Annotated in this window: 10 protein-coding genes; 5 read left to right on the top strand and 5 right to left on the bottom strand. The window is 43.1% G+C overall.

Annotation, left to right across the window (positions count from 1 at the left end):
- Window positions 1–683: 683 nt before the first annotated feature.
- Both B879_RS08380 and B879_RS08375 read right to left on the bottom strand, forming a co-directional pair.
- Entirely contained in the window at window positions 684–2,555 is a 1,872-nt protein-coding gene (locus B879_RS08380; RefSeq protein ID WP_009184734.1) for a CocE/NonD family hydrolase, read from the bottom strand.
- Window positions 2,556–2,623: 68 nt separating this feature from the next.
- The gene (locus B879_RS08375; RefSeq protein WP_009184733.1) at window positions 2,624–3,271 is read right to left on the bottom strand and encodes a hypothetical protein; all 648 of its coding nucleotides are present in this window, start codon (window positions 3,269–3,271) and stop codon (window positions 2,624–2,626) included.
- A 76-nt stretch (window positions 3,272–3,347) separates the two neighbouring features.
- Between B879_RS08375 and B879_RS08370 the strand changes: the two genes are divergently transcribed.
- The 5 genes from B879_RS08370 to B879_RS08350 all read left to right on the top strand — a co-directional run bounded on the left by B879_RS08370 (window position 3,348) and on the right by B879_RS08350 (window position 8,677).
- On the top strand, window positions 3,348–4,586 hold the full coding sequence (locus tag B879_RS08370; RefSeq protein ID WP_009184732.1) for a tetratricopeptide repeat protein: 1,239 nt from the start codon (window positions 3,348–3,350) through the stop codon (window positions 4,584–4,586).
- A 209-nt stretch (window positions 4,587–4,795) separates the two neighbouring features.
- The gene (locus B879_RS08365) at window positions 4,796–5,278 is read left to right on the top strand and encodes an Lrp/AsnC family transcriptional regulator (protein ID WP_009184731.1); all 483 of its coding nucleotides are present in this window, start codon (window positions 4,796–4,798) and stop codon (window positions 5,276–5,278) included.
- Between the two features lie 53 nt (window positions 5,279–5,331).
- Window positions 5,332–5,874, top strand: coding sequence for an NUDIX domain-containing protein (locus tag B879_RS08360; RefSeq protein ID WP_009184730.1), 543 nt, complete (start codon window positions 5,332–5,334; stop codon window positions 5,872–5,874).
- Window positions 5,875–5,885: 11 nt separating this feature from the next.
- The gene (locus B879_RS08355; RefSeq protein ID WP_009184729.1) at window positions 5,886–7,250 is read left to right on the top strand and encodes an MATE family efflux transporter; all 1,365 of its coding nucleotides are present in this window, start codon (window positions 5,886–5,888) and stop codon (window positions 7,248–7,250) included.
- A gap of 65 nt (window positions 7,251–7,315) precedes the next feature.
- Window positions 7,316–8,677, top strand: coding sequence for a M24 family metallopeptidase (locus tag B879_RS08350; RefSeq protein ID WP_009184728.1), 1,362 nt, complete (start codon window positions 7,316–7,318; stop codon window positions 8,675–8,677).
- Between the two features lie 380 nt (window positions 8,678–9,057).
- On the opposite strand, the gene B879_RS08345 is transcribed toward B879_RS08350, so the two are convergent.
- The 3 genes from B879_RS08345 to B879_RS08335 all read right to left on the bottom strand — a co-directional run bounded on the left by B879_RS08345 (window position 9,058) and on the right by B879_RS08335 (window position 12,053).
- Window positions 9,058–10,278 (bottom strand): MFS transporter, encoded by a 1,221-nt coding sequence (locus B879_RS08345; protein WP_009184727.1) that lies wholly within the window; start codon window positions 10,276–10,278, stop codon window positions 9,058–9,060.
- A gap of 96 nt (window positions 10,279–10,374) precedes the next feature.
- Window positions 10,375–11,476 (bottom strand): peptide chain release factor 2 gene (prfB, locus tag B879_RS08340; protein ID WP_157231565.1). Its coding sequence is split into 2 segments (ribosomal slippage): window positions 10,375–11,415 and window positions 11,417–11,476, totalling 1,101 coding nucleotides; the frame shifts between segments, so codons are not numbered across the junction.
- A gap of 61 nt (window positions 11,477–11,537) precedes the next feature.
- Complete coding sequence (locus B879_RS08335) at window positions 11,538–12,053, bottom strand: hypothetical protein (RefSeq protein ID WP_009184725.1); 516 nt, start codon at window positions 12,051–12,053, stop codon at window positions 11,538–11,540.
- Window positions 12,054–12,372 lie beyond the last annotated feature (319 nt).

The raw sequence follows: 12,372 nt of genomic DNA, 5'->3' as shown, positions 1-12,372 counted from the left end.
TCGAAGTGTAAAAAGTAGGATCTGCGTTGTAAGGAGAGACAGAGGGACGCAGGCACGAAGAGACTTTTTAAGAAGAGAAGTTTAAAAGCTTAAGGATTAAAGTTTAAAATGCTGTGTACGTTGTCACGCGTTTCCGAACGCGGGACTATTGAATTCTGCGTTCTCTAACCCAGTCAATACCTGAGCTAAAAGCTCAGCAAGCAGCTGTCCAGAGTTGAAAACTCCGGACAACAGATTCGGCAAGAGAAAACGGTGCGTTAAAGAAATAGAATTCGTGTACGCTGTCACGCACTTGCAGCGCGGGACTATTGAACCCTGAGTTTTCTAACCCAGTCAATACCTGAGCTAAAAGCTCAACATCCAACAGTCCAGAGTTGAAAATTCCGGACAATAGATTCAGCAAGAGAAAACGGTGCGATAAAGAAATAGAATTCGTGTACGTTGTCACGCGTTTCCGAACGCGGGACTATTGAATTCTGAGTTTTCTAACCCATTCAATACCTGAGCTAAAAGCTCAACATCCAACAGTCCAGAGTTGAAAACTCCGGACAAGAGAAACACCTTTCGAACCACGCTAACAGGATAACAGTTGAACATTTACTTCACGAGATTTGCCACTTCGGCCCCAGTCTGCTTTCTCCTTTCCCCCTTTCCCATTTTCCTTTCTCCTTTTTTCCTATTTTTTATTTTAAAACCTGAACATGTATGGCGGTAGGTTGATCCGCATCATGGTAGACCTTATGGGTGGCTTTGATAAAATCTTCATCATCGGCTTTGAAAATGTTTTCAACATATTTTTGCGGATTCCTGTCTATCAAAGGAAACCAAGTACTTTGAATCTGAATTTGAATCTTGTGGCCTTTCTTGAAAGTATGCATGACATCCTGCAGCTGCAAAGGAACTTCGGTTTTCTGTCCTGAAACAAACGGCTTGGGATCAGAGAAGCTTTCCCTGTACCTGCCACGGATAACTTCTGAGCGTACCATCATATGGTAATTACTCAGGTGCGTGCCCTGTTGGACCCTTTCATGGTCAGGGGTATCATGGGGAAACACATCTACCAGTTTGACAATCCAATCGGCATCGGTTTCCGAAGTAGAAACCATCAGCTTGGCCAGAATTTCACCTGCCAAAGTCACATCTTCTTCCAGAACATCTGTCTCAAAAACCAGTACATCAGGTCTTCTGGCAGCAAAACGCTGGTCATCAGCCATGTATTTTCTGGGAGTGAAATTGAATTTGATATCCGGACTGTATGGGACAGGTTTGGACGGGTCGGATATAAAAACCGACTCATCATTGCCTTTGGGTGCTTCTGTACTCAGTGTACCATTAGCATGGGGGTAAAAAATTTCATGCTTTGCCTCTTTAGGAGGCCAAGCGTCAAACATCCTCCATTCATTTTTCCCCGTATCAAAAATATAGGCTTCAGGAAGCTTGGTTCGCCCATCTGCGGGTCCTTTGAGAAAATGCTCAAAAAAGACGGCTTCTACATGATGTTGGTACCAAGTAGAGATTGAATCACCGAAGTATACGTTGGACACTTGCTGAAAACCTCTCTCCCTGGACCAATCTCCATGGGACCAAGGCCCCATCACCAAAGTATTATAAGAGTCAGGATTGTTTTTCTCTATGGTCTTATAAATTGTCAAAGGACCGTAGAGGTCTTCCGCATCAAACCAACCTCCCACGGTCATTACCGCAGGTTTCACCTCGTTTAAGTGTGGAATGATGCTTCTTTTTTGCCAAAATTCATTGTAATCAGGATTTTCTTTCAACTGGGTCCAGAAGAAATTGTCTTCTCCGTAGTATTTATCGGCATTTTTTAGAGAACCCATATCCATAAAGAACTGGTAAGCATCTTTGGTGCCTGGGTTGACCATCTGATACCAAGGTTTATCCGTAGGACCATCATGCTGATAGCCAAAAACAGAGGTGGCCACCCAGTAGCTTAAAAAGTAAGCCCCATTGTGGTGGAAATCATCAAAGTAGAAGTCTCCAATAGGTGCCTGAGGAGATACAGCTTTCAAGGCAGGATGGGCAAATGGTAGGGAAGCAGCAGAATAGAAGCCAGGATAGGAAATACCCCACTGTCCAAATTTTCCATTGTGGTTTTGAATATTTTTCAAAAGCCATTCTATGGTATCATACGTATCAGTGCTTTCATCGATTTCCTTACTACCTTTTTTTCGGTGGGAAACAGTTGGCCGCATGTTGTCATAGTCTCCCTCAGACATCCAACGACCCCTCACATCTTGATAAACAAAAATGTAACCGTCTTTCATCATTTTTTCTGAAGGCCCGAGGAGTGTTTTCATTTTTCCCTCACCATAAGGGCCGGAACTGTAAGGTGTTCGTTGCATGACAAAAGGGTAGGCTTGCCCCTTGTCTTTTGGGCTATATACCACCGTATGTAGTTTCACGCCATCACGCATGGGGATTTGATATTCCTTTTTGTCATAATTTTCAGCAACAAAATCGGCATTTTGTGCCTGAACGTTAAGATTGATAATAAGCAGTATCCAAAACGGAATAAAAAGGTAGGACTTTTTCATACGATTAGGTTTTTTGTTGAATTTAATATCTCTCTACAGAAAGAGGAATGCTTTTTTGTGGAATGGACTTATTTGTACACCAAAATATAGAATAGTAGCCAAAGCAGAAAGAAGGATACATAGCTGCCCAAAATGACCAAAAAGGAGGTGGGAATTTTTTGCCTGCTGATGCTGTGAAAGCCCAGGGTAAGAAAACCTATGTAGATAAGCTCAAAAATATTTAAGGACCGCAAAGGATAATGGTACTGTTTAGGGATTTCGACTGAATTAAAGAGTGAGTAAAGGGAAAGGGGATAAAAATCCCGGATCTCCTGAAACGAGATGCCTTCCTGTGGCTGTATGAAGTAGATCAGTTTGATGATTTCAGGCAATAAAAAGATCAACTCCCCAAAAAGTGCCAGGTGCCAAAGTTTCATAAAAGGGACTTTATACCCAAAGGCAAAGGAACCCGTCCAGATGATAAATGCAGTAAGGGTAAATTTCCAAAGCAATGAAAATGGTGTCCAAAGGTAATTGAGCGTGTTGAAAATATGGAAAATGGTAAAACTCCCTTCCCCTTCCAGCTCACTATAGCCCGGGATGGATCGGAGAATGATGTCATTGGTGAGAAAACGCACCACAAGAAAAAATATCACGAGAATTAAAAAAAATACCCTTTTGTCGAAATCCAAAAGGGATTCTATACGTTGAGAGATTGTGGTCCTTTCCTGCATCATAAATTGAAATAAATCTTATCAAATCTAAACGATTGTTTGGAATACCCCATAATTTTGCAGGAAATTTAGAAGATGTATGCTATTGGGTAAAAAAATGGTGCTTTTACAGATTTTGGTTTTGGTTTGGATGATTCCCAACCCTGGGAATTGGATTGCGCATGCTTTTCAGTCACCGGAACTTTCCCCAAATGAGACAGTCGATACGATTGGAGAGGCGGGTACATCTTACTTACTCCTGGATAAAGGTCTTCAGTTTAGGATTACAGAGCATGTGAATGCTTTATATAATTTCGAGTTTGAGCGGGCAGAGCGAGGCTTTAAAGTGATGCAGTATCAATATCCTGAACATCCCCTTCCTTATTTTCTTCAAGGTTTAAGCACATGGTGGAAAATTGCCCCTGATATTGAAAATAAGCGATTGGATGATCTTTTTCTCAAACAAATGGATCAGGTCATCGATAAAGCTAAAAAAATATTGGATAAAGAACCGGATAACAAAGAGGCGGCTTTTTTCCTGGCAGGAGCTTATGGCTTTCAAGGTCGTCTGCTGAGCGAACGGAAAAGCTGGACCAAAGCTACTTTTGCAGGAAAAAATGCACTCAAATACCTCAACCTGAGCAAGGGGGAAGAGGAGCTTAATCCTGAATTGCTTCTGGGTGATGCACTTTTCAACTATTTCTCTGTTTGGATACCTGAAAATTACCCCATTCTTAAGCCTGTGGTTGCGCTCTTTCCGAAAGGGGACAAGGCTTTAGGTTTAAAGCAATTGGAGGATGTATCCCAAAATGCCTTCTATGCCAGGGTAGAAGCCCAATACTTCCTTTTCAGGTTGTATGCCTCAGAGGAAAAGCAACCCTACAAAGCTTTGGCCATTACGGATTACCTGCACCATAAATTCCCTAACAACCCATATTTTCATCGCTCCTATGCCAGGCACTTGTACACAGTAGGGCGCATGATGGAATCCAAAGAGCAATCGGAGGAGATATTGAGAAGAATTGATGAAAATTGGACAGGTTACGAAGCCAACAGTGGCCGTTATGCTGCTTTCTACCTTGCCCAATATTATGACCGCATCAATGACCGTCCCAGCGCCAAAAAATATTACCTGCAGACGCTTTCCTATGGGGAGGAATCGGAAAGCCAGGAAAGCGGTTATTACCTCTATGCCCTGATTGCTTTAGGCAAGATGGCCAATGAGGACAAAGACAAGGCCAAAGCCAAGGATTATTTCCAGAAAGTAAAAAAGTACGCAAAGCGTAAACACCCGGCACATAAAGAAGCACGAGAATATATCAAAAAGAATAAACTTTAATTCAGTTTTTACGTAGGACCTAATAAAATTCAGCAGATAATTACATTATCTTTGATTCAATGCCTTCGTTTGCAACAAAAAATTTCAAAAAACTGACATTCCTGCAAGAATATTTCGAAAACAGGCAAGTTTTTTGCTTCTATTTGCTTTAAAATAATAGTAAAATATATTACATTTGTACCGCATAAAATTTTGAAAATTCTTAAAATATGGATACTAGTATAAAAGTAAAATTTGACAAAATCGATCGTAAGATCCTAGAAATCCTTCAGGCTAATGCAAAAATCACCAATGCGCAGCTTTCTAAGGATATTGGACTTTCTCCTGCACCAACCTTGGAGCGTGTAAAGAAGCTGGAACAATCCGGTATTATCAAAAGCTATCATGCCAAACTGGATGCTGAAAAGATCGGTCTTGGAGTGAGTACTTTTGTGTTGGTAAGCCTTATAGGCCACAACAAAGGCAATATCGATGCCTTCATGAAAGAAATCAACGGAATTCCTGAAGTGATTGAATGTCACCACATCACAGGTACCGGTGATTTTATCTTGAAAATCATCGCTAAAGACATCACTGCTTATCAGAAGTTGATGTTGGAAAAAGTGAGTGAGATCAGAGAAGTGGATTCCATGCAGTCCATGGTAATTCTTTCTACATTCAAAGATAGCAAGGTGTTGCCTATTCCTGAATAAGCTATAAAATATTAATTTTGAAGGGTGGCCTAAAGTCACCCTTTTTTTGTGCGATGGAAAATAATCCCTGGACTACCAAGTCTAAAAAAACAGTATACGAAAATCCCTGGATTATCCTTGAAGAACACGAGGTGATCAATCCGGCAGGAAATGATGGGATCTATGGAAAGGTCTCCTTTAAAAACAAAGCCTTGGGAATCATTCCATTGGATGATGATGGGAATACTTGGCTGGTTGGCCAATACCGTTATCCCCTGGATGAATATTCTTGGGAAATCCCGATGGGCGGTGGGCCCATAGGCCTGGAAATCTTGGATTCTGCCAAAAGGGAACTGAAAGAGGAGACTGGTCTGACCGCAGAAAAGTGGACCGAGATCATGCGGATCCATACTTCCAATTCGGTGACCGATGAAGAGGGATTTATCTTTTTGGCGGAAGGACTGACGGAAGGTGAAACTGATTTCGAAGAAACCGAGGATTTAAAAGTAATCAAATTACCTTTGCAGGATGCAATCCAAAAAGTGATGGCTGGTGCAATTACCGATGCCATCAGCATTGCCGGATTGCTGAAACTTGCCCGGATGAAAGGGCTTTGAATGCGGTAGCCATGATCAATAATTTCAAAAGTAATTTTTCTAAGACTTTTTCTTTGGCTTTTCCGGTGATGCTGAGCCAACTGGGGCAGGTTTTGGTCGGTGTGGCAGACAGCATGATGGTGGGAAGGTTGGGGGCAGAACCACTTGCCGCGGCTTCATTGGCCAATAGCATTTTCTTTGTGGTCCTCATGTTTGGTATTGGCGTATCCATGGCTATTACACCTCTGGTGGCCATGGCTGACGGGAAAAACAACCCCAAAAGGATATCAAGATTATTTAACCATGGTTTTACCATCAACTGGATTACCGGTACCATGCTTTTTTTTCTGATTGTTTTGGGATCTCCTTTGCTCTATCACCTCAATCAGCCTGAAGAGGTAGTGGTTTTGGGTATTCCTTACCTGGCCATCATTACCCTTTCCCTATTGCCGTTTATGATTTTTCAGACTTTCAAGCAATTTGCCGAAGGGCTGTCCCAGACCCGTCAGGCCATGTACATCACCTTGTTATGCAATGCGGTCAATATTTTCCTGAACTGGGTTCTCATTTACGGTAACCTGGGTGCCCCTGCTTTAGGACTTAATGGTGCCGGTTGGGCAACGTTAATTTCCAGGGTATTGATGGCTTTGATGATTGGTTATTACATCATGAAGTCAAGGCGATATGCTCCATTTGAATTGAGCTTCAAGTTAAAAAAACCCAGTTTTCCCATGGTCAGCAAAATGCTTAAAATCGGTGTGCCAACAGGGTTTCAGTTCATTTTTGAAGTAGGGGCTTTCAGTTCGGCTGCGATCATGATGGGTTGGATTGGTGTCAATGCCTTGGCTGCCCATCAAATCGCCATTAACCTGGCATCCATCAGCTATATGATGGCTTCCGGATTGTCCACGGCGGCCATGGTTAGAGTAGGCAACCAACTTGGAAGGAAGGATATTCCAACATTGCGTGAGGCCGGATTTACCAGCTTTGTCATGGTGGCCATGTTTATGAGTTTGACCGCCGTGATTTTCGTCCTCTTCCGCGAATTTTTGCCATCCTTGTATATAGATGACATGGATGTAATCAAAATGAGTGCTAGCTTATTGGTCATTGCGGCCCTATTCCAGCTTTCTGACGGCATACAGGTGGTAGGCTTGGGTGCCCTGAGGGGCATGGCAGATGTCAGGGTGCCTACCATTGTGACCTTAGTGGCCTATTGGGTAATTGGCCTGCCCTTGGGCTATGTGTTTGCTTTTGTAATTGGCATGTTGGAAGTGGGTATCTGGTATGGTTTATTGATTGGTTTAACCGTAACGGGGATTATGTTGCTCTACAGGTTTCATGCGCTTAGCGCCAAATTATTGCGCCAAAGCAGTCCACAAGTGTCAGCCCTGTAGTTTTCCTTTTTATTTCTCATTTTCTTTTTTATTTTTCTCAGGATCTTACATTAATAAGCAATCCTATGAAAATAAAAACTTTACTCGCTTTGGCATTGGTTGGGCTTTTGGCCTTTCAGGAATCCATGGCACAAAAATTCCATGTGCTTTCACAAAGGGAACAGGCAGCCGTAATTGACCAATGGCTGGAAGAAAGAATTGAAACCTTATTGCCGGCTTTGATGGACAGGGCAGGTCTGGACATGTGGGTGATCATTTCCAGAGAATACAATGAAGATCCCGTCATCCGTACTTTCCTCCCTGCTACATGGCATGCTGCGAGAAGGAGAACCATGTTGGTTATGTATAAGGCCCCAGGTTCAGATAAGGTGGAGACCTTAGCGGTAGCCCGTTATGATGTGGGAAAAGCATTTAAAAAGGCATGGGAACCAGATTCGGAGCCAGATCAGTGGAAAAGGCTGACCGAATTGATCGTGGAGCGTAATCCGCAAAAAATCGGTATCAATATGTCCAAAATATACGGCCATGCGGATGGCATTAACTTGACCGAGTACAACACTTTGATGGAGTACCTGCCCCGTAACCTGCACAACCGTGTAGTGTCTGCCAATGATTTGGCCGTCGGTTGGTTAGAGACCCGTACTGCCTCTGAAATGGCCAGCTACAGACACATTCAGGCCATTGCCAATGACATCATTGCAGATGGGCTTTCTGAAAAAGTCATCACCCCTGGGGTAACTACCACAGAGGATGTGCAGTGGTGGTACAGAGAAAGGATCAAGGAACTGAAACTGGATACCTGGTTTCACCCTTCTGTGGATATTCAGCGGGCAGATCCTTCCAATAAGGAAAGTGAGCGCAATTTTGCTGTGAAGGCAGAAGCTGATGTCATCATGCCCGGAGATATGCTGCATATTGACTTTGGGATCACGTACCTGAGGTTAAATACGGACACGCAGCAGTTGGCCTATGTACTCAAACCAGGGGAAAATGAGGTGCCACAATACCTGAAAGAGGCCTTTAAAGTGGGCAACAGGCTTCAGGATATATTGACCTCCAATTTTGTCACAGGGAGAACCGGAAATGAAATTCTTCGGGAAACCAGAAAGCAAATGGAAAGAGAGGGGATAAGGGGCAGTATTTATTCCCATCCTTTAGGTACACATGGGCATGCATCAGGTCCTACCATTGGAATGTGGGACAATCAGGGCGATACCCCAGGTGCCGGTGATTATCCCTTGTACCCCAATACCGTCTATGCCATTGAATTGAATGCAGTGGTATTCCTAAAAGAGTGGAACAAAGATTTCCGGGTGATGCTGGAAGAGGGAGCCTTCTTCGATGGAGAGAAAGTCATTTATCTCAATGGCCGTCAGAAAGAAATCATGCCAATACCAAGACCTCAGCCCCATCTGCTGAATTGGTAAAAAGCAAGCAGTCCAGCGTTGCCAAAGCTGGACTGCTGTTTTTTGCGTTTTTAGCTCAGACTTTATTTGCCGATTACAAATCCGCTTTAGCTAAGTATTCATCAAAATTGAAAGAAATTTTTCTCCAATTGGCGTTTTTCAGCACGCCCTAAATGAACTTTAAAGTATCAACATCCCAAACCTATCAAGCACTCATTCTTCATTTATCATTTTTCATTCTACATTGCCAGCCCCACTTTTTTACTTTGAAACCCACCCTGCACCCTGGCCCCTCGCTAAAAATGTCCTCTGGACATTTTCTTAACGCTCGGTCCTGAAATCCGCCTTTCGAAATTCCACTTCACCATTAACCATTTAAACTCTTAAACTTTAAACCTCTCTCAGTCCCCTTGTCCCCATTCACCACTGCTGTCTTCAGGAACCAAAAACCTTTGCTCTTTCGGAATGAAGAATAGATAGATAAAAGCAATGCCGGATGTGATGGCACCGATGGAAAAAACCAAAGGGAAATTTTCTACTTGGTTGGCAAAGATCCAACCCGAAACAAAAGCACCGATCCCAATGCCCGCCTCTAAGGCAATGTACATAGTCGCCAAAGCCCGTCCGCGGAAAGCATCCAAGGAGAGGTCAATCGTCCAAGCGGAGATGGTAGGGGAGTTCATGCCTACTGAGCAACCAAAAATTACACCTCCGAAAAGCAACATGGCTTTGCTCTGGGCAAAGGCAATGATCAACATGGCCACAACCATAGACAAGGTGGCTACCTTCATCACAGGAATACGCCCATATTTATCCGATGTTTTGCCAGCGACTATCCGTATGCCTAAGGAGGAAAGGGTAAATACGGCAAAAAACAACCCTTTATTCGCAATCCCCAGATAATCAGAGTAATCAGGGATTATGGTTAACACTGTTCCAAAAGAAAACACTGTTAAAAGTAATACAAATGAAGGTTGTAACACCCGTTTTTCGATAATTTCATAGCGGTGTAAGCGGAAATGTTGCCTGTTGAGTTTTTCCCGGTCTTCTACCGTTTCTTTTAACCGGATGATGACCAGAATGGAAAGGATGGCGGTGAAAGCAGAGGCATAGAATAGGGGTTCAATCCCCCAGATGTTTCCGATGAAACCTCCAAAAGCAGGACCGGCAGCCATGCCCAAAGAACCGAAAAGGGACTGAAGTCCCATCGCTTCCCCACGCTTGTTGAAAGGGACAATGTCTGCTACATAGGCGGATACCCCGGTAGGCGTAAAGCCAGTTGAAAAGCCATGTATGAAACGAAGGAGTAAAAAGCCTGCTGCCGAAGTGATAACAGGATACATCAGACTTACTACAAAACATATACTGGCTCCGAAAACCATCACTGGTTTTCTTCCAATTCTATCGGCGAGTTTACCCGAAAAGGGTCTGGATAATCCAGCCGTCAGGGTAAATAGGGAAATGATCAGTCCTTTGTATTCTTCTCCCCCCAATGAACTTAAATAGGCCGGGAGCTCGGGAATAATCATGTTAAAGCTTGCAAAAAATAAAAATGAACTCAAGCAGAGCAGGAAGAAGTTCAAGGTGAAAAAAGGAGGTAACAAGGTCAATTTTTTGGACATAGGATTGAGCGATGGGATAAAACGGGGAATCTAAAGTTTACACCCGGCTATATGACGAAAAAACCTTCCGGTAATTAAATCCGGAAGGTTTGATGATCAATTTTTCTGGGCCTCCTCTTCACTTTGGGCCAAAAGGAAGGCCTTGATAAATTCATTCAGCCCACCATCCAATACGGATTGTACGTCTGAAGTTTCATGTCCTGTTCGGGCATCCTTGATCAATTTATAAGGGTGCAGTACATAGTTCCTTATTTGGGAACCAAAATCAATTTTCATCTTGCCGGATTCGATTTTAGCCCTTTCTGCATTCCTTTTTTCCATTTCCATTTGATAAAGCCTGGACTTCAACATCTGCATGGCACGCTCTCTATTGGCCAATTGGGAACGCTCTATCTGACAGACTACCACGATGCCTGTTGGCTTGTGGGTCAATTGTACCTTGGTTTCCACCTTGTTTACATTTTGTCCACCGGCACCACCTGAGCGGGAGGTGTGGAGTTCCACATCCGCAGGATTGATGTCAATTTCAATGGAGTCATCCACCACGGGATATACATACACAGATGCAAAGGATGTATGCCTTCTGCCATTGGAATCAAAAGGGGAAATCCTGACCAAACGGTGTACGCCTGTTTCCGATTTCAGAAAGCCATAGGCCAAAGGACCATCAATTTGTAAAGTGACCGATTTGATACCGGCTACTTCACCTTCCTGCAGGTCAACTTCGGTTACTTTATAACCGTTTTTCTCCCCCCACATGATGTACATACGCATCAATATGGAAGCCCAGTCATTGCTTTCTGTTCCGCCGGCACCAGGGTTGATTTCCAACATGGCAGAAAGTTGGTCTTCTTCATTGCTCAACATTTTCTTGAGCTCCAACTCCTCCACCTCTTTCAGGGCTTTTTTATATTCGGATTTGATTTCTTCCTCTGGCACCTCATCCATGGAATAGAAATCATATAATACTTCCAGGTCCTGTAACATGACATCTACCTTCTCAAAAGAGGTAGTCCACCCTTTCCTTACCTGGATTTGTTTCATGGCTTTCTCTGCTTCTTCCGGGTTGTTCCAAAAATCAGGTTGGGCAGATACGGCCTCTAAATCTTCTATCTCAGCTTTCTTTTTATCGTAGTCAAAGATACCTCCTCAAAGCCGAAACGCGGGCTTTCAAGTCTTTCAACTGGTCTGTAGTCATAATTTTATTGTTTTTTTGAGGTGCAAAATTCGTAAAAATAATCCTTTAAACCTAAGGCTTTTCAATCCTCATAGAGAATGACCAGTTGTATTTTGTTTTTACCCTTATGTTTGAAGGTTTTGTATTTCATTTTGGAAATTAAAAAACCAGTGGCAAAAAGGCCTATGGGCCAACCTATGGTATTGCCCACTTCGCTCAGGTCTCCCTGCTGATAAAGGCTGTTGACCGTCGTCCCGACCAAAAAAAGCACTCCCGCCCCCATGCCCAGGTAACTGAAGTTGGAAATGGTGATGTTACGGGGATCTTTATCAATGATCTCAACAGCGGTAATGTCACTGGGTAAAAGTACATTTTCTGTTAAGATAATCGCAGCTGGGGTAATGTCCACAATTCTGTCTGTAACGAAAAAGTCCACCGACTTGGTTTTATAGGTGAAGTTTTCACCGATTTCAAATTTTAAGCGGGTCTTCTGGTTCTCTCCCCGCTGCAGTAGAATGAATTTTTGTGCATATGCGGTTTCAAGTCCTAGGAAAAAGGAAAACAACAATAGAAATAGGAAACCTGTTTTTTGTATCATCTTCAGAATTCTGCATGATTTTGCCCTAAAAATAAACGAAAAATTTAAACTGGTCTTGTTTTTTTCGTTGAGCTTTAAGCTCAGGTATTGACTGAGTTAGAAAACTCAGGGTTCAAGAGTCCCGCGTTCGGAAACGCGTGACAACGTCCACGAATTCTATTTCTTTATCGCATTGTTTTCTCTTGCTGAATCTGTTGTCCGGAGTTTTCAACTCTGGACTGTTGGATGTTGAGCTTTAAGCTCATGTATTGACTGGGTTAGAAAACTCAGGGTCAAGAGTCCCGCGTTCGGAAACGCGTGACAACGCTCCCCCTCCTTT

It is taken from the genome of Cecembia lonarensis LW9 (assembly GCF_000298295.1).
GTDB classification, from domain to species: domain Bacteria; phylum Bacteroidota; class Bacteroidia; order Cytophagales; family Cyclobacteriaceae; genus Cecembia; species Cecembia lonarensis.
The sequence above is the reverse complement of the archived record's forward strand: the minus strand, read 5'-3'. Positions and strand labels throughout refer to the sequence as shown.

What these genes read in the sequence shown, in the direction of transcription:
- B879_RS08355 (WP_009184729.1), top strand. Translation starts at nt 5,886, where the DNA reads ATGATCAATAATTTCAAAAGTAATTTTTCTAAGACTTTTTCTTTGGCT.
- B879_RS08350 (WP_009184728.1), top strand. Translation starts at nt 7,316, where the DNA reads ATGAAAATAAAAACTTTACTCGCTTTGGCATTGGTTGGGCTTTTGGCC.
- B879_RS08365 (WP_009184731.1), top strand. Translation starts at nt 4,796, where the DNA reads ATGGATACTAGTATAAAAGTAAAATTTGACAAAATCGATCGTAAGATC.
- B879_RS08345 (WP_009184727.1), bottom strand. Translation starts at nt 10,278, where the DNA reads ATGTCCAAAAAATTGACCTTGTTACCTCCTTTTTTCACCTTGAACTTC.
- B879_RS08375 (WP_009184733.1), bottom strand. Translation starts at nt 3,271, where the DNA reads ATGATGCAGGAAAGGACCACAATCTCTCAACGTATAGAATCCCTTTTG.
- B879_RS08370 (WP_009184732.1), top strand. Translation starts at nt 3,348, where the DNA reads ATGCTATTGGGTAAAAAAATGGTGCTTTTACAGATTTTGGTTTTGGTT.
- B879_RS08380 (WP_009184734.1), bottom strand. Translation starts at nt 2,555, where the DNA reads ATGAAAAAGTCCTACCTTTTTATTCCGTTTTGGATACTGCTTATTATC.
- B879_RS08335 (WP_009184725.1), bottom strand. Translation starts at nt 12,053, where the DNA reads ATGATACAAAAAACAGGTTTCCTATTTCTATTGTTGTTTTCCTTTTTC.
- B879_RS08360 (WP_009184730.1), top strand. Translation starts at nt 5,332, where the DNA reads ATGGAAAATAATCCCTGGACTACCAAGTCTAAAAAAACAGTATACGAA.